This window comes from Williamsia serinedens (assembly GCF_024171725.1).
In the GTDB taxonomy this organism is placed as follows: Bacteria; Actinomycetota; Actinomycetes; order Mycobacteriales; family Mycobacteriaceae; genus Williamsia_A; species Williamsia_A serinedens.
On the sequence record NZ_JAMTCG010000001.1, the window covers coordinates 227294 to 244794 of the forward strand.

The 17501-nt window shown below is 70.2% G+C and carries 17 protein-coding genes; 14 read left to right on the forward strand and 3 right to left on the reverse strand.

The window, feature by feature from the left end:
* From LX12_RS01000 to LX12_RS01015, 4 genes are read left to right on the forward strand one after another with little or no spacing between them, the layout of a single operon-like run.
* Positions 1-1578, forward strand: a complete 1578-nt coding sequence (locus LX12_RS01000; RefSeq protein WP_253652641.1) for a GMC family oxidoreductase — start codon at positions 1-3, stop codon at positions 1576-1578.
* A gap of 48 nt (positions 1579-1626) precedes the next feature.
* Entirely contained in the window at positions 1627-2379 is a 753-nt protein-coding gene (gene dapB, locus LX12_RS01005) for a 4-hydroxy-tetrahydrodipicolinate reductase (RefSeq protein WP_253652642.1), read from the forward strand.
* Positions 2376-2876 (forward strand): hypothetical protein, encoded by a 501-nt coding sequence (locus LX12_RS01010; RefSeq protein WP_372504913.1) that lies wholly within the window; start codon positions 2376-2378, stop codon positions 2874-2876. Before dapB ends, LX12_RS01010 begins: the two co-directional genes overlap by 4 nt.
* Positions 2873-3325 carry a flavodoxin family protein gene (locus tag LX12_RS01015; protein ID WP_253652644.1) on the forward strand — a complete coding sequence of 151 codons (453 nt, stop codon included), beginning with the start codon at positions 2873-2875 and terminating at the stop codon, positions 3323-3325. Before LX12_RS01010 ends, LX12_RS01015 begins: the two co-directional genes overlap by 4 nt.
* A 7-nt stretch (positions 3326-3332) precedes the next feature.
* Here LX12_RS01015 and LX12_RS01020 read toward each other — a convergent pair whose 3' ends face one another.
* The gene (locus LX12_RS01020; protein WP_253652645.1) at positions 3333-3761 is read right to left on the reverse strand and encodes a hypothetical protein; all 429 of its coding nucleotides are present in this window, start codon (positions 3759-3761) and stop codon (positions 3333-3335) included.
* A 153-nt stretch (positions 3762-3914) separates the two neighbouring features.
* Here LX12_RS01020 and LX12_RS01025 point away from each other — a divergent pair, with 153 nt between their 5' ends.
* From LX12_RS01025 to LX12_RS01040, 4 genes are all read left to right on the forward strand, one after another.
* Positions 3915-5204, forward strand: a complete 1290-nt coding sequence (locus tag LX12_RS01025) for an HNH endonuclease (RefSeq protein ID WP_253652646.1) — start codon at positions 3915-3917, stop codon at positions 5202-5204.
* Positions 5205-5337: 133 nt separating this feature from the next.
* Complete coding sequence (locus LX12_RS01030) at positions 5338-6135, forward strand: thymidylate synthase (RefSeq protein ID WP_253652647.1); 798 nt, start codon at positions 5338-5340, stop codon at positions 6133-6135.
* Complete coding sequence (locus tag LX12_RS01035; RefSeq protein WP_253652648.1) at positions 6132-6632, forward strand: dihydrofolate reductase; 501 nt, start codon at positions 6132-6134, stop codon at positions 6630-6632. Before LX12_RS01030 ends, LX12_RS01035 begins: the two co-directional genes overlap by 4 nt.
* A complete protein-coding gene (locus tag LX12_RS01040; RefSeq protein ID WP_253652649.1) occupies positions 6629-7870 on the forward strand; it encodes a winged helix-turn-helix domain-containing protein in 1242 nt (413 codons plus the stop codon). The genes LX12_RS01035 and LX12_RS01040 overlap by 4 nt, the downstream gene beginning before the upstream one ends.
* Before the next feature lie 6 nt (positions 7871-7876).
* Here LX12_RS01040 and LX12_RS01045 read toward each other — a convergent pair whose 3' ends face one another.
* Complete coding sequence (locus tag LX12_RS01045) at positions 7877-8668, reverse strand: tyrosine-protein phosphatase (RefSeq protein ID WP_253652650.1); 792 nt, start codon at positions 8666-8668, stop codon at positions 7877-7879.
* A 144-nt stretch (positions 8669-8812) separates the two neighbouring features.
* Here LX12_RS01045 and thyX point away from each other — a divergent pair, with 144 nt between their 5' ends.
* The 4 genes from thyX to LX12_RS01065 all read left to right on the forward strand — a co-directional run bounded on the left by thyX (position 8813) and on the right by LX12_RS01065 (position 13268).
* Positions 8813-9565, forward strand: coding sequence for an FAD-dependent thymidylate synthase (gene thyX / locus LX12_RS01050; RefSeq protein WP_253652651.1), 753 nt, complete (start codon positions 8813-8815; stop codon positions 9563-9565).
* A gap of 96 nt (positions 9566-9661) precedes the next feature.
* Positions 9662-10567: a 4-hydroxy-tetrahydrodipicolinate synthase gene (gene dapA / locus LX12_RS01055; RefSeq protein ID WP_253652652.1), complete on the forward strand. Its 906-nt coding sequence runs from the start codon at positions 9662-9664 to the stop codon at positions 10565-10567.
* Positions 10564-12612: a ribonuclease J gene (locus tag LX12_RS01060; RefSeq protein WP_308213951.1), complete on the forward strand. Its 2049-nt coding sequence runs from the start codon at positions 10564-10566 to the stop codon at positions 12610-12612. The genes dapA and LX12_RS01060 overlap by 4 nt, the downstream gene beginning before the upstream one ends.
* 35 nt (positions 12613-12647) lie before the next feature.
* Complete coding sequence (locus LX12_RS01065) at positions 12648-13268, forward strand: TIGR03085 family metal-binding protein (RefSeq protein ID WP_253652653.1); 621 nt, start codon at positions 12648-12650, stop codon at positions 13266-13268.
* Between the two features lie 31 nt (positions 13269-13299).
* On the opposite strand, the gene LX12_RS01070 is transcribed toward LX12_RS01065, so the two are convergent.
* Complete coding sequence (locus LX12_RS01070; RefSeq protein WP_253652654.1) at positions 13300-13650, reverse strand: hypothetical protein; 351 nt, start codon at positions 13648-13650, stop codon at positions 13300-13302.
* Here LX12_RS01070 and LX12_RS01075 point away from each other — a divergent pair.
* Positions 13649-16222 (forward strand): DNA translocase FtsK, encoded by a 2574-nt coding sequence (locus LX12_RS01075; RefSeq protein WP_253652655.1) that lies wholly within the window; start codon positions 13649-13651, stop codon positions 16220-16222. The genes LX12_RS01070 and LX12_RS01075 overlap by 2 nt on opposite strands.
* A 240-nt stretch (positions 16223-16462) precedes the next feature.
* Entirely contained in the window at positions 16463-17494 is a 1032-nt protein-coding gene (locus LX12_RS01080) for a TerC family protein (protein ID WP_253652656.1), read from the forward strand.
* The last annotated feature ends 7 nt before the right edge of the window (positions 17495-17501 follow it).

Genomic DNA, 17501 nt, shown 5'->3' on the forward strand with positions numbered 1-17501 from the left:
ATGGCTGATCCGTTGACCGACACCACCGTCACCGCCGGGGAGTTCGACTACGTCATCCTCGGTGGGGGCACGGCCGGATGTGTTCTCGCGGCACGGCTCTCGGAGGACCCGTCGGTGTCGGTCCTCCTCCTCGAGGCGGGCCCCAGCGACGTCGACGACCCTGCGGTGCTGATCCTCAGCGACTGGATGCACCTGCTCGACTCCGGATACGACTGGGACTACCCGATCGAGCCGCAGGAGCGGGGCAACAGCTTCATGCGCCACGCCCGCGCCAAGGTGCTCGGTGGGTGTTCGTCGCACAACTCCTGCATCGCCTTCTGGCCGCCGACCGAGTATCTCGACGAGTGGGAGCAGATGGGACTCACCGGGTGGGGGTCCGCCGCGGTGCACCCGTTGACCCGTCGTCTGGAGAACAACGACGCCCCCGGTGACCACGGACACGACGGGCCCGTCCGGTTGCGCGACGTCCCGCCGCTGGACCCCTGCGGTGCTGCGCTTCTCGAGGCCGCCGCGGCGGTCGGCCTGCCCACCGTGGGGTTCAACCGCGGTGAGACGGTCCGCAACGGCGCCGGGTGGTTCCAGATCAACGCGGGTGAGGACGGCAAGCGCATGTCGACCTCACACGCCTACCTGCACCCCATCATGGGCCGGCGACCCAACCTCGAGATCCGCACGGGCTGCTGGGTCCAGGAGATCGTGTTCGACGGCACCACGGCGACCGGAGCCCGCTACCAGCGACCGGACCTGACCGGCTTCGACGTCGTCGGTGCGCGACGAGAGGTCATCGTGACCGCCGGTGCCATCGACACCCCGAAGCTGCTGATGCTGTCCGGCATCGGACCGGCGGAACAACTGCGGCAGTTCGGCATCGACGTCCGCGTCGACCTGCCGGGTGTCGGGGAGAACCTAGACGACCACGTCGAGGGCCTCGTGTTCTGGGAGGCGTCGCAGCCGATGGTCACCAGCTCGAGCCAGTGGTGGGAGATCGGGGTGTTCGCGACCACCGAGCCCGACCTGCCGCTGCCCGACGTGATGATGCACTACGGGAGCGTCCCGTTCGACATGAACACCCTGCGGTGGGGGTACCCGACCACCGACAACGGGTTCTGTCTCACCCCGAACGTCACGCAGGGCCGTTCACGCGGGACGGTGAAGTTGCGCAGTCGCGACTTCCGCGACCGCGCCCGCGTCGACCCGCGGTACTTCACCGACCCCGACCACCACGACGAGCGGGTGATGACCGCGGGCATCCGCCTGGCGCGGGAGATCGCCGAGCAGGACGCGCTGAAGGGCTGGATCGCCCGCGAACTCGCGCCCGGGCCCGACGCCGTCACCGACGACGATCTCGTCGACTACATGCACAAGACGCACAACACCGTCTATCACCCCGCGGCGACCGCTCGGATGGGCGTCGACGGCGACCCGATGGCTGTTCTCGACCCGCAGCTGCGGGTACGAGGGACGCAGCGTCTGCGTGTGGTCGACGCGTCGGCGATGCCCAAGCTGCCCACGGTCAACCCCAACATCACGGTCATGACCATGGCCGAGAAGTGCGCCGACCTCATCCGCGGCGCCTGACGCCTCCCGCCCGGCCGGCCGTCGTCCGGCGTGGGGGATCATGGACCCATGAGTGAGCGGATCCGGGTCGGTGTGTTCGGCAGCGACGGCAAGGTGGGGCAGGCCATCGTCGACGCGGTCGAGGCCGCCGACGACCTCGAGTTCACCGTCGGCGTCGACAAGGGTGACAACCGCTCCGCGCTGGTCGAGTCGGGCACGCAGGTCGTCGTCGACTTCACCCACCCGTCGGTGGTGATGGACAACCTCGAGTTCCTCGTCGGAAACGGCATCCACGCCGTCGTCGGCACGACCGGGTTCGACGACGAGCGTCTCGCGCAGGTGCGGTCATGGCTCGAGGCATCGCCGGGAACCGGGGTGTTGATCGCTCCCAATTTCGCGATCGGCGCCGTGCTGTCGATGCGGTTTGCGGCGGCCGCTGCACGCTTCTACGACTCCGTCGAGGTGATCGAGCTACACCACCCGCACAAGGCGGATGCGCCGTCGGGCACCGCCTACCGCACCGCGCGGATGATCGCCGAGGCCCGCGCGGAGGCCGGTAGCAAGCCCATGCCCGACGCCACGTCGGAGGAACTCGACGGTGCCCGCGGCGCGGACGTCGACGGTGTGCGGGTTCATTCGGTGCGCGTCGCAGGGCTCGTCGCCCACCAGGAGGTGCTGCTCGGTACCCAGGGGGAGACCCTCACCATCCGTCACGACTCGATCGACCGCACGTCGTTCGCGCCGGGTGTCCTCCTCGGGGTACGGGAGATCGGGTCGCGACCCGGGCTCACCGTGGGTCTCGACGACCTGCTGGACCTCTGATCGCCGTGGCCCGCAGGGACTTCTACACCCGCGACGCGCGACCGATCGTCGTGACCATCGTCGTGATCCTCGTGTTGCTGGCGGTCTACATCGTGTTGCTGGGTGTCCGCGGGGTGCAGCTCATCCAGGACGGGGGAGTGGTCGGGACCGGACTCGGCATCGGCGTCCTGATCCTCCCGCTGCTCGGGATCTGGATGGCCGTCACGACCGTGCGGGCGGGCATCACCCATCAGCGCCTCGCCCGGCGTGCCCGGGAGGAGGGCCGCGAACTCGACGTGGCCGACCTGCCCCGACGGCCGTCCGGACGGATCGAGCGCGACGCCGCCGACGACCTCTTCGCGCAGGTGCGCACCGAGTGGGAAGCCGATCCCGAGAACTGGCGCAACACCTACCGCATCGCCCGCGCCTACGACTACGCCGGCGACCGGACCCGCGCGCGCCAGATGATGAAACGCGCTGTGGAACAGGAGAAGACGGAGCGGCAGGGCTCGGCGTGACCCGCCTCCTGATCGTCCACCACACGCCGTCGCCGCACTGTCAGGCCATGCTCGAAGCCGTGGTGTCCGGGGCGAGCGACCCCGAGATCGAGGGTGTCGAGGTGATTCGTCGCCCGGCGCTCACGGTGTCACCGGTCGACATGCTGGAGGCCGACGGGTACCTGCTGGGTACGCCGGCGAACCTCGGCTACATCAGCGGCGCCCTGAAGCACGCATTCGATGTCTCCTACTACCAACTGCTCGACGCCACCCGCGGGCGCCCGTTCGGTGTGTACCTCCACGGCAACGAGGGAACCGAAGGCGCCGAACGGGCCATCGAGTCCATCACGACAGGCCTCGGGTGGTCGCGTGTCGGCCAGACGGTGGTGGTGTCCGGGGCGCCGTCGAAGACCGACACGGAGGCCTGCTGGGAACTCGGGGCGACCGTCGCGGCGCAGCTGATGGGCTGAGCGGGGCTCACGAGAGCATGTTCCCGCCGGCGCCGCCGAGTGCGCCGATCGCGATCTGGGACGCGGCCCCGCCGAGCACGGCCGCAACCTGACGAAAGCGGGTCCTCTCCGCCTCCGGATGTTTGTCGTCGTCCGCGGCAATGTCCAGCGCTGTGATGATTCGCCCCAACTGGGATTCCGGGGAGGGCCATTGCCCTGCAACCCTCAGCGCGTGACCCGTCGGAGGGCTGGCGATCGACACGCCTCCGCCGTAATCGGTCACCACATCGAAGTACGGTTCACGACCGAGGGCGCGGACGGCGCGCACAACGGTGGTGAGATCGAACCCGCAGAAATCCGCGAGTTCGTGGGGCTGAGCCATGGAGCCGGTCTTGTCGAAGATCTCGACAGCTGCGCGCAGGACAGGTAGGTCTCGGTCGTTCCACGTATCGGTCATATGCGCGATTATGCGGATCGACTCTGACATCCGGGAGTCTCGCGGTCGGCGATAGATCGTGCGATTTCCACAGATGGGCGCGGATCCACAGAAGCTGCGTCGAGCGTGGCTGACGCGCAAGGATTGTCGGTGCGCGCCGATAGCGTCGCACACATGTTCGAGAAGGTTGTCGAGGCGGCTGATCGTCTCGCCGATGCCGTCCGCGAGTGCGAACCGCCCGCGGACGATGACGCGCTGCTGGCAGGGCTATGGGCCGCGGTCGCTGCCCGGAACGCTGCGGACGGGTTGCTGGCCCGGGTGACCGGGGAGATCGAGTGCAATGGCTCTGCGAAGCGGTTGGGAATGTCGGTGCGGGAGCTGTTGCGCCGTAACGGCTGTGTGCCGGTGGTGGCATCCCGGGCGATCCGGCTCGGGCGTGCCATCGCGCACCTGCCGGTGCTGGCGCGGCATCTGCGGGATGGGTCGCTGTCGGGCGAGTACGCCGACGCCGTCGCCCGCGGAGTCCGCCACGTCTGCACGCGCACACGCTCACCGCTCGGATCGGAGCTCGCGATCGAGACCGAGGCGGTCCTGATCGGGCACGCCCTCGCCGGCCGGTCGCCGGTCGAGATCGGCGACCGAGCGCGGGCCATCGCCCTCGAGAACCAGCCTGACGTCGACGAGGTCGACGGTCCGGTGCCGCCGGTCGCGGAAGACACGACGTTGAACGAGGTGTCGTGGGCGCAGCGCGACGACGGTCGGTTGGCGGGGTCGTTCGACCTCGACGTGATCGCCGGCGAACGATTGATCTCCTGCGTCGACACCGCCTCGCGGCCGCGGCCGCTACCGGACGGCACGCCGGACCCGCGGTCGGCGAATCAGCGTCGGGCGGATGCGTTCGTGCAAGTTGTCGAGGCGGCGTCCCGGGCGCTCGGGGTCGATGGGCTCGTCGGGTCGGCGAAGACCGAGATCCTGCTGACCGTGCCCGCCACCCAGGACGAGTGCTGCGGGATCGCACCGGCGGGGCCGGCGCATCTGCAGTGGATGGGCAGCGTCTCCGACGAGGCGGTGTCGTTGCTGTCATGCGACGCCTCGGTCACCCGCATCGCCGTGGATGTCGACGCCGCGCCGATCGACATCTCACCCGCCGCCAGGTTGTTCACCGGCCGCACCCGCAAAGCGATCGTGGCGCGTGACCAGTCGTGCGTGATGTGCGGAAATCCCGCCTCGTGGACCGATGTCCACCACATCCTGCCGTTCTCGCAGGGCGGGGCGACGACGTGTGACAACGGGTGCCTGCTGTGCCGCACCTGCCACGTGGCGGTCCACCAGCACGGCTGGGAGATCGTCATGGGACCCGACCGCCACCCCTGGATCCGGCCATCTGCCACCGTCGACCCACACCGCGAACTGCAGCCCGCCTACAACCGACGAGCACTGCGCCTCGACGCCCTCGCTGCCTGACCAGGCAGAACACATACAGCACCTGGCCCCGGCCAGAACCGCATCCGACCTTCGACAACTCCACAGTGTGGGTCGCGGCGCGCAGCCCGGTGGCTGCCGCCGCGACCAGGGCCTCTCTCGTAGACTGTCGCCGATGATCGCGACCCCGTACGAGGACCTGCTGCGCGACGTGCTCGAGACCGGCACGCCCAAGTCCGACCGCACCGGAACCGGGACCCGCAGTGTGTTCGGTCGCCAGCTCCGCTACGACCTGGCCGAGGGGTTCCCGCTGATCACCACCAAGCGCGTGCACCTGAAGTCGATCGTCTACGAACTGTTGTGGTTCCTCCGCGGGGACTCGAACGTGCGGTGGCTGCAAGATCACGGCGTCACGATCTGGGACGAGTGGGCCGACGCGAACGGCGAACTGGGACCGGTCTACGGCGTGCAGTGGCGCAGCTGGCCGACCCCGTCGGGCGAGCACATCGACCAGATCTCCGCCGCGCTCGACCTGCTCCGCAGCAATCCGGACTCGCGGCGGAACATCGTCTCGGCCTGGAACGTGGGGGAGATCCCGCAGATGGCACTCCCGCCGTGCCACGCGTTCTTCCAGTTCTACGTCGCGGACGGGAAGCTGTCGTGCCAGCTCTACCAGCGCTCGGCAGACCTCTTCCTCGGCGTCCCGTTCAACATCGCCTCCTACGCGCTGCTCACCCACATGATGGCGGCGCAGGCGGGCCTCGAGGTCGGCGACTTCGTGTGGACCGGCGGTGACTGCCACATCTACGACAACCACGTCGAGCAGGTCGCCGAACAGCTCACCCGCGATCCGTTCCCGTACCCGACGCTGCGTCTCGCGCCCCGAGAATCGTTGTTCGACTACACCTTCGACGACATCGAGGTCCTCGACTATCAGCACCACCCGGCCATCAAGGCACCCGTCGCGGTATGACGGTCGCGCTCATCTGGGCTGCCGACCGCGCCGGCGCCATCGGCAGCGGCAACACGATCCCGTGGCGGGTGCCCGAGGATCAGCGCCGCTTCCGTGACCTGACATCCGGCCACCCCGTGATCATGGGACGACGCACCTGGGACTCGCTCCCACCGCGGTTCCGGCCGCTGCCGAACCGCCACAACATCGTCATCACCCGAGACGCTTCCTGGTCGGCCGAAGGTGCCACCGCCGTGACCGACGTCGACTCGGCTCTACACCTCGCCCAGCGCGAGGACGACACCGTCGTCATCTCCGGTGGAGAACAGATCTACGCGCTGGCGCTGCCACACGCCGACACCCTGTGGGTCACCGACATCGACCTCGAGATCGACGCGCCGGACGCGTTCGCGCCCGCGGTCACGGAGGCGGACTGGGAGACCGTCGCCGATCACGGATGGCAGACCTCGTCGACGGGAATCCGCTACCGCTACCGCGACCTCGCCCGTCGAGGATGACGACACCCCACGCGCCCCGTCGCGAGATCGGGTCGGCGGTGGCACGCCGGATCGCCCTGGGCGCACAGGGTTTCGCCGACCGACAGCCGACCGGGGACGTGACGCGGAGGCATCTGCGGCGGGTCGTCGACCGGCTCGGCGTCATCCAGATGGACTCGGTCAACGTCGCGGTCCGTGCGCACTACATGCCGCTGTTCAGCCGACTCGGGCCCTACACCACCTCGGTGCTCGACGACGCGGCGTGGAGATCGACCGCATGGCAACCTCGCCTGCTCACCGAGTACTGGGCACACGAGGCCGCCCTGATCGACGTCGACGACTGGCCGCTGTTCGGGTGGCGCATGGCCGACTACCGCTTCGGGCGCTACTCCCGCGCGACGTCGGAGAGTCCGTCCCAGACCCGCTTGCGGGCCGAGATACTCGCCGCGGTCACCGACCTCGGTCCGTCGACCGGAGGCATGCTCGAGGACGCGCTCGGTCGCCGGCGTGAGGGCCCACGCCGCGGTACATGGTGGGACCGCAGCGAGGTGAAGCACACCTGTGAGGTGATGCTCGCCGCGGGCGAGCTGGCCGCCGTCCGCGACAGCACGTTCGCGCGTCACTACGACCTCGCCGAGCGCGTGGTGGGGGAGGAGCGCGTCGGCCGACAGATCCCCCGCGACGAGGCCGTGGATGCGCTGATGCGCCGCGCCGCTGGCGCGCTCGGCGTCGCCGCCGAACTCGATCTCCGCGACTACTACCGGCTCCCCGTGGTCGACGCCCGGGAGTCCCTCGCACGGCTGGTCGAGGCGGGCGACCTCGTCCCGGTGACCGTGCGGGGGTGGGACGCGACGGCCTACCTCGACCCGACCGCCCGGGTGCCACGGCGGGTCACGGCGTCGGCCCTGCTCGCCCCGTTCGATCCCCTCGTCTTCTTCCGGCCGCGCCTGGCCCGCCTGTTCGGCATGGACTACCGCATCGAGATCTACGTCCCCGAGCCCAAGCGCGTGTACGGGTACTACGTGTTCCCGTATCTCTGGGACGAGACCGTCGGTGCCCGTGTCGATCTCAAGCACGACCGCGCCGAGGGGCTTCTCCGCGTGCAGTCAGCGCACGCCGAGGACGACGTCGACCGCGGCGCGCTCGCGGCGTCGCTCGCGGACGATCTCCAGACGATGGCCGGATGGCTCGGAGCCGAGGACGTCGTCGTCTCCGACCGCGGCGACCTCGCAGCCGAGCTCACGCACGCCCTGCGCTGACGCGGGTCAGCGCGGGGACGCGAGCAGCGACGACCGGAGCTGCGCGATCACCCCCGCGCCGAGCCCGAGCCCGCGGCGCACGTAGCCGTCCATCCCGCCGAAGCGGGAGTCGACAAGACGCCACGACGTGTCGAGAAGCCCTCGATTCACGCCGTTCACCGGATCCGCGGCGGACGTGTGGCGGTAGGCGTTGCTGGCGAGATAGTCGGATCCGATGGTCTCGCTGTCCACGCCGAGGATGCTCAGCAGTACCGCCGACACCCACCCCGTCCGATCCTTCCCGGCGGTGCAGTGGATGAGCACGCGGTGTCCGGCGCCGGTCGTGGCCGCGATGTCCCGCAGTGTGGCGGCGATCTGCGCTCGCGCCGACGGGTCCGTCACGAACGCGCGGTACGCCGCCGGGAGGTCGACGACCGTCGTGATCGGCGCCCGCCCCAGCACGTCACGGACGCGGACGGTCGCACCCGGCACCGCCCGGTCCGGCTGCAACGCGCGCTCGAAGCTCGTCCGCAGGTCGACGATCAACCGCACGTCACGACGCTGCAGCGCAGCGACGTCCGTCGCGGTCAGACGGGACAGGTTGTCGCTGCGGATCACCCGGTCGTCGACGACACGCCCGGCGACGCCGGTGTAGCCCTGGAACGTCCGGGCGTTCGGCGCCCCGGCGAGGTGCAGCGACCGGTCGACCGTCGGACTCGTCGGTGCGGCGTCGGCGGCGGCGGTCCCGAGGAGACCGAGCACCAGCGTGAGCGTCGCGACGACGGCGGTCGTCGCCGCGCGGACCGGACGAGCGGACATGGAGGCCTCCTGTCGTCGGGAATCCCTCGTCGAGTGTGCACCGGAGGTGCGACCGGCGGCCGGCGGAGGGCGGATGGCGGGTCCGGCAGCGCATCAGGGGAGAATCGGCCCGTCGCGAGAGTCGCGGGGCGAGGAGTGTGTGCGGTGTCGGAGATGGTCGGGCTGCGAGTGCGACTGGTGGCCCACAGCGCGTTCCTCCCACCCGCCGACGTCGACTGGGAGACCGACGCCGCGGACGGCGAGGCGCTCGTCGAGTTCGCCGGCCGCGCCTGCTACCAGAGTTGGGACAAGCCGAACCCCCGCACCGCGACCAACGCGGGCTATCTGCGCCACATCCTCGAGGTCGGACACCTGTCGCTGCTCGAACACGCGACCGCGACGTTCTACATCACCGGCATCTCGCGGTCCTGCACGCACGAACTCATCCGGCACCGCCACTTCTCGTACTCGCAGCTGTCGCAGCGCTTCGTCCCCGAACACGACAGCAATGTGGTCTGCCCGCCGGCGGTGGAGGGTGACCCGGAACTCGAGGCGCTGTTCGCCGCGGCGACCGACGCGTCCCGGGCTGCGTACACCGAGTTGCTCGCCGCGCTGGAGGCGAAGTTCGCCGACGTCCCGAACGCGATCCTGCGACGCAAGCAGGCCCGTCAGGCGGCGCGGTCGGTGCTGCCGAACGCGACCGAGACGAAGATCGTCGTCACGGGCAACTACCGGGCCTGGCGGCACTTCGTCGGGATGCGCGCCACCGAGCACGCCGACGTCGAGATCCGCCACCTCGCGGTGGAGTGCCTCCGACACCTCACCGAGCTCGCGCCGACCGTCTTCGGTGACTTCGAGATCGGGACCCTCGCCGACGGGACCGAGGTCGCGACCTCCCCCTACGTCGTCGACGCCTGACGGTCCCGGACGCGCGGCTGACCCGCTGGTCGTCGCGCCCGCCGGGCGGGGTGGGCTGTTCGTGAGACGGGGTCCCCGGGCGGTAGCCTCTCCGCCATGAACAGCGCCCCTGCCCAGCACGGGCCGCACCCGTTCGGAACGGTGGGTGTGGCGATGGTGACGCCGTTCCGTCCCGACGGCTCGCTGGACCTGCCGCGGGCCGTGGAGCTCGCCGAGCACCTCGTCTCCCGCGGCATCGACGGGCTCGTCGTGTCGGGCACGACGGGGGAGTCGCCGACCACCACCGTCGACGAGAAGCTGGACCTGCTGTCGGCGATCGTCGAGGCGGTCGGGGATCGCGCGCGGATCACGCAGGGCGCCGGCAGCTACGACACCGCGGAGAGCGTCCGTTTCGCCGTCGAGGCCCACAAGCGCGGTGCCCACGGTCTGCTCGTGGTGACGCCGTACTACTCGCGTCCGCCGCAGACCGGCCTCCTGGCGCACTTCACGGCGATCGCCGACGCGACGCCCCTGCCGGTGCTGCTCTACGACATCCCACCGCGATCGGTGGTGCCCATCGAGCACCGCACGCTGCTCGAGCTCGCCCGCCACCCGAACATCGTCGGGGTGAAGGACGCGAAGGGCGATCTCAACTCGGCCGCCTCGCTCATCGCCGACGCCGGGCTCGAGTACCTCTCCGGAGAGGACGCGCTCAACCTGCCGTGGCTCGCGGTCGGTGCCAGCGGGTTCGTGTCCGTCATCGGCCATCTCGTGCCCGAACGCCTCCGCGACCTGCTCGACGCGGTCACCAAGGGGGACATGGTCACCGCGCGGGAGATCAACATCTCGAACATCCCGCTCGTCAACGCGATGGGCCGCCTCGGCGGGGTGACGATGGTCAAGGCCGCCCTGCGCATTCTCGGCATCGACGTGGGCGACCCCCGTCTCCCGCAGGTGCCCGCCACCGGCCCCCAGATCGAGCAGCTCATCGCCGATCTCCGTGCAGCGCAGGTGCTCTCGTGACGCAGCCCACCGGTGGGAACCGCCGCCGCAAGCGCGCCAGCCGTCCCTCGGGGCCACCGGCACCCGCACCCGAGCCGACCGTCGAACCGACACCGCAGCCCACCCGCGCGTCCGAGCCCGCCGCGCAGGACACGCGCACGCCCGACACCGCCCCGCAGGATGCACCGACGCAGCGATCCGGCGGCAGGCGTGGGCAGCGGAGCGGCGGCCCGAAGGGCAACGACCAGAACCCCTCTCGTGCTCCGCGCGACACCGGTCCGCGTCGGGACCGGCAGCCCCGGCCGGCGTCGGTCGAACCCGCCCGGGACCGGACGACGCGCCCGGCGTCGCAACCCGTGGGTGACGCGATGGACCGCCTGGGCACCCCGCGTAAGCTGCCGAAGAACGGCCTGCGCGTCGTCGCGCTCGGCGGCATCGGCGAGATCGGCCGCAACATGACCGTCTTCGAGTGCGACGGCAAGCTGCTCATCGTCGACTGCGGCGTCCTCTTCCCCGAGGACCAGCAGCCCGGCGTCGACCTGATCCTCCCGGACTTCCGCTACATCGAGGACCGGATGGACGACGTCGAGGCGATCGTCCTGACCCACGGCCACGAGGACCACATCGGCGCCGTGCCGTTCCTGCTGCGCCTGCGCGGCGACATCCCCGTCGTCGGGTCGCGCTTCACGCTGGCCCTCCTCGCGGCCAAGTGCCGTGAGCACCGTCAGCGCCCGACGCTGGTCCAGGTCGCCGAGGGCGACAGCACGAACCACGGGCCGTTCGAGTGCGAGTACTTCGCGGTCAACCACTCGATCCCCGACGCAATCGCCGTCGCGATCCGCACACCGGCGGGCGTGGTGCTGCACACCGGCGACATCAAGCTCGACCAGCTGCCGCTCGACGGCCGCCTCACCGACCTCGCCGGGTTCAGTCGACTGGGCGACGAGGGGGTCGACCTGTTCCTCGTCGACTCCACCAACGCCGAGGTCCCCGGGTTCGTCACACCCGAACGCAACATCGGCGGCGTCCTCGACACGGTCATCGGCAAGGCCCGCCAACGGGTGATCGTCGCGTCCTTCGCCAGTCACGTCCACCGCATCCAGCAGGTCGTCGACGTCGCGGCCGCCCACGACCGCCGCGTCTGCTTCGTCGGCCGGTCGATGGTGCGCAACATGCAGATCGCCCAGGACCTCGGCTACCTGTCCGTGCCCGACGGCGTCGTCGTCGACATGGACACCGCCGCAGCGCTTCCCGACCACCGGGTCGTGCTCGTCTCGACCGGGTCGCAGGGCGAGCCGTTGTCGGCGCTGTCACGGATGGCGCGCGGCGAGCACCGCCAGATCAACATCCACGCCGACGACCTCGTGGTGCTCGCGTCGTCGCTCATCCCGGGCAACGAGAACTCGGTGTTCACCGTCGTCAACGGGCTCGCCAAGCGCGGTGCGACCGTCGTGACCCAGGCCAGCGCCAAGGTCCACGTCTCCGGTCACGCGTCGGCGGGCGAGCTGCTGTACCTCTACAACGCCGTCCGGCCGCGCAACGCGATGCCCGTGCACGGCGAGTGGCGACACCTGCGCGCCAACGCCGCGCTCGCCGAGGCCACCGGGGTGGACCCGGAGCGCGTGGTGCTGGCCGAGGACGGCGTCGTCGTCGACCTCGTCGACGGTGTCGCGTCCATCGTGGGACGTGTGCCGGTCGGGTTCGTCTACGTCGACGGCCTGTCCGTCGGTGACGTCGGCGAGTCGACGCTGTCGGAACGTCTGGTCCTCGGGGAGGGCGGTTTCATCGCCATCACCGTGGTCATCGACGCCGCGGACGGTCGTCTGGTCAGCACACCGGAGGTGTCCGGGCGCGGCTTCTCCGACGACCCGAGTGCACTCAAGGACGCGGCGACCCTCGTCGACGCCGCCCTCGCCGATCTCGCGGCCGAGCGGGTCACCGACACCCACCGCATCGCGCAGACCATCCGACGCACCGTCGGGCGCTGGGTCGCCGACACCTACCGGCGGCGTCCGATGATCGTCCCGACCGTGCTCAGCGTCTCCGGCGGCGACCGCCGCCGCTGACGTCCACCGCGCTCACCGGCCGATAGTCTCGGACCATGAGCGCTGTCGCCGACGAACGAGCTGCCCTCGCCGCCACCTTCCGGGAGACGGCGCCCGACGCGCCCACCCTCTGCTCGGGGTGGGCCACCCGGGACCTCTTGGCGCATCTCGTCGTCCGGGAGAGCCGTCCCGACGCCGCCCCCGGGATCGTCGTGCCGTTCCTGTCCGGGTACACCGACCGTGTCCAGAACTCGTACGCGCGCGGCGACTACGCCGCGCTGGTCGACCGGTTCGCGGGCGGGCCGCCCTGGTGGTCGCCGTTCCGGCTGGTCGAGGGTCTGGCCAACACGGCCGAGTTCTTCGTCCACCACGAGGACGTGCGGCGTGCGATCGACGGCTGGGAGCCACGCACCCTGCCGCCTGCGCTCCGGGATGCGCTGCTGACCACCCTGAAGAGGGTCGCGAAGCCCACGTTGCGGTCCGTGCCGGCGCGGGTGACGCTCGTCGACCCGCAGGCAGGTGAGTTGGTCACCACCGGGGCCGGCCCGACGGTCACCGTCACCGGCGACGTCGGTGAGCTGGTCGTCTTCTGCTTTGGGCGGGATGCCGCCCGGCTCGACATCGACGGTGCCGCCGACGTCGTCGACGCGGTGCGGGGTGCGTCCCGCGGGATCTGAGGGTTCCCGGCGACGTCCGCCGCGTCGCACATCACGAAACAGACACACCGCCCGTGTGACCGGTGAGGTGGACGGGGCTTCTGTGACGGATGCGGTTTATCCTGAGCGGCATGAGCCCCAAGTCGACGGCCCGCCGCTCCGCCGCGCCCGCGTCGCAGTCGAAGGCCGCCTCGGGACGTCGATCCACCGGCACGCGCCGGTCCGGCACCGCGTCCGCCGGCACCTCGCGCAGCAGCCGGTCCACCGCGTCGCGCTCCACCTCGAGGACGTCGAGCTCGGGGTCGGCGACGCGGTCCACCGCACGGTCGGGGTCGGCATCCCGGGGTGGGAAGACGACCGCTTCCCGGTCCACCGCTGCGACCCGCCGCACCTCGTCGACCATGGTCGACGACCGCTTCGAGGACGCGCCGCCCCAGCGGTCGGCGGCCAAGGCCGTCGGTCGGGGAGTGGGCCGCGGTCTCGGCGCCGGCTGGATGGCAATGGCCCGCGGCGTCGGCTCGCTGGCGCGGGTGGGTACGCACCCCGCGGCCGCGGTCCACGACCGCGACCGCGACCGCGACGCGGACCTCGACGCCGTCGACGACCTCGACGACGACCCGTTCGGTGGCCCCGCCGGTGCGGTCGACGCGCCCGCTCAGACCGACCACCGCCGCGACGGGGTGGCCCTGGGCCTCATCGCCGCGGCCATCCTCATCGGGGCGTCGGTGTGGGTCCACGCCGCGGGGCCGATCGGGGCGTTCGTCGACACCCTCGTGCGCGCGGTCGTCGGGTCGGCGGCCGTGGTGGTCCCGATCCTGGCGGTGGTCGCGGCCGTCGCCCTCATGCGTCGGGGACCGAACCCCGCCGATCGGGGACGTCGAGTCGGTGTCGTGCTGTTGATCGGCCTGCCTCTGCTCGGGCTCTGGCACCTCGTCGCCGGCGCGCCCATCGACTTCGACGGCCGCCTGCGTGCCGGCGGCTTCCTCGGCTTTGCCGCCGCCGGGCCCCTGACCGCAGGCCTCACCGCCTGGGTCTCCGTCCCGATCCTGCTGCTGTGCATGGTGTTCGGCGTCCTTCTCGCGCTCCGCATGACGGTGCGCGAGGCCGTCACCCGCGCCGGCGACTACCTCGGCATCGGCCACCGACGAGCCGACCCCGACGACCTTCATGCCGACGACCTCGACGCCGACGACTGGTACGACGAGGACCCGCCGCCCTACGACGTCGACGAGACGCCGGCCTACGGCGACGACCCGTACGACAACTACCCACCCGACCCGCCGGTCGGACGCCACCGTCCCGTCACGGCGAGCGAGGCGCTCACCGAGCCCGTCATCGACGACACCCCGCCGGCGCCGGCGGCCGAGCAGGTCACCGAGGTCCTGCCCCGCCGTCGTCGTGCCGCACCGAAGAAGACCGCGACGCCGCCCACGCCTGCACCCGCGGTCACCGACACGGACGAGCTCGTCGACCGTCCGGTGGACGGCGACTACCGCCTCCCGCCGGCGTCGCTGCTCATCGACGGCGAGCCGCCCCGCACCCGCAGCGCGTCGAACGACGACATGATCGACCGGATCACCGCGGTGCTCGAGCAGTTCAAGATCGACGCCGCCGTCACCGGCTTCACCCGGGGTCCGACCGTCACCCGGTACGAGGTAGAGCTCGGACCCGGTGTGAAGGTGGAGAAGATCACGGCCCTGGCGCGCAACATTGCCTACGCCGCGGCCACCGACAACGTCCGGCTGCTCGCGCCGATCCCCGGCAAGTCCGCCGTCGGCATCGAGGTCCCGAACTCCGACCGCGAGATGGTGCGGCTGGCCGACGTCCTCAAGGCGCCGACCACGCGCAAGGACAAGCACCCGCTCGTCATCGGCCTCGGCAAGGACATCGAGGGCGACTTCGTCTCGGCGAACCTGGCGAAGATGCCGCACCTGCTGGTCGCCGGCTCCACCGGCTCGGGCAAGTCGAGCTTCGTGAACTCCATGCTGGTGTCGCTGCTGACGCGGGCGACGCCCGAGGACGTGCGGATGATCCTGATCGACCCCAAGATGGTCGAACTGACGCCCTACGAGGGCATCCCGCACCTCATCACCCCGATCATCACGCAGCCGAAGAAGGCCGCGGCCGCGCTGGCGTGGCTCGTCGAGGAGATGGAGCAGCGCTACCAGGACATGAAGGCGTCGCGGGTGCGCCACATCGACGACTTCAACGCCAAGGTGCGGTCGGGGGAGATCAGCACCCCGCTGGGGTCGCAGCGCGTCTACCGGCCGTACCCGTACATCCTGGCCATCGTCGACGAGCTCGCCGACCTCATGATGACCGCGCCGAAGGACGTCGAGGACGCCATCGTCCGCATCACCCAGAAGGCGCGCGCCGCCGGTATCCACCTGGTGCTGGCGACCCAGCGCCCGTCGGTGGACGTCGTCACCGGTCTCATCAAGACGAACGTGCCGTCGCGGCTGGCGTTCGCGACCTCGTCGCTGACCGACTCGCGCGTCATCCTCGACCAGCCCGGCGCGGAGAAGCTGATCGGCATGGGCGACGGCCTGTTCATCCCGATGGGCGCGAACCGTCCGATCCGCATGCAGGGCGCGTTCATCACCGACGAGGAGATCGCGGCCGTCGTCGATTTCGCCAAGGAGCAGGCCGACCCCCAGTACGACGAGGGCGTCACCACCCAGAAGGCGAGCGACAGCAAGGACATCGACGCCGACATCGGCGGCGACCTCGACGACCTGCTGCAGGCCATCGAACTCGTCGTGTCGAGTCAGTTCGGGTCCACGTCCATGCTCCAGCGCAAGCTGCGCGTCGGCTTCGCCAAGGCGGGCCGCCTGATGGACCTGATGGAGACGCGCGGGGTCGTCGGACCGAGCGAGGGGTCGAAGGCGCGCGAGGTGCTCGTCAAGCCCGAGGACCTCGCAGGCGTCATGGCCTCGATCCGGGGCGGCGTCGCGGGGTCCGGCGGGGACGAATGACCGACTCGTCCGAAAGCCCCGCCCTCTGACCTGCGACGATGCACGCGTGACAAACCAAAGGTAAAGTGGTCTTTGCTTTCGAGGGGAGTATCCCTGTCGCGGCAGTCTCGTCAATACGTTCAGCGGTCGCACCGGTGCGGATCATCGGTGTGTGCCCCTGTTCCGGGATGTCGGCCCGATCGCTGATCGGGTGGGAGAGACCTCTGGCGCCCTTGCATGGAGAGCTGGAGGAATCCTGTCGTGAACGTGTCCCTGACCGTCTGGTTGGTCACCATCGTGGTGATCATCGGACTGTTCGTCTTCGACTTCTTCGCCCACGTCCGTACGCCACACGCCCCCTCGTTGAAGGAGTCGGGGTCGTGGTCGGCGGTCTACATCGCCCTCGCCCTGGTGTTCGGCGGGTTCATCTGGTGGCAGTACGGCGGCACGTACGGCGGTGAGTACTACGCCGGCTTCGTCACCGAGAAGGCACTGTCGGTCGACAACCTCTTCGTCTTCGTCATCATCATGGCGAAGTTCGCGGTGCCCCGGGAGTACCAGCAGAAGGTGCTGCTTCTCGGCATCGTGATGGCGCTGGTGATGCGCGGCGCGTTCATCGCGGTCGGCGCGGCGGCCATCAACGCCTACAGCTGGGTGTTCTACCTGTTCGGCGCGTTCCTCATCTACACGGCGGTCAAGCTCATCCGTGAGGCCACCTCCCACGAGGAGGAGGACGACGAGGCCGACAGCGCCATCATGAAGTTCGTCAAGAAGTACCTGCGCACCACCGACGAGTACAACCGCGACAAGCTGTTCACCAAGATCAACGGCAAGCGTCTCGCGACCCCGATGCTCATGGTGCTCATCGTCATCGGCTTCACCGACGTGCTGTTCGCGCTCGACTCGATCCCGGCCATCTACGGTCTGACGACCGAGCCCTACATCGTGTTCACCGCCAACGCGTTCGCGTTGATGGGTCTGCGTCAGCTGTTCTTCCTGCTCGACGGACTGCTCGACAAGCTGGTCTACCTCTCGTGGGGCCTGTCGATCATCCTCGGCTTCATCGGCGTCAAGCTGGTGCTGCACGCGCTGCACGAGAACACCCTGCCGTTCGTCAACGGTGGCGAGCACGTGACCGTCCCGGAGATCTCGACGGGTCTGTCGCTGAGCGTCATCCTCGGCGTCCTCGTGATCACCACCGTCGCCAGCCTGGTGAAGTCCAGGAAGGACTCGGGCGGCACCGGGGGGACCCCCGCGGTGGCCGAGTCGACCACGGCGACGTCGGACACGTAGTCACACC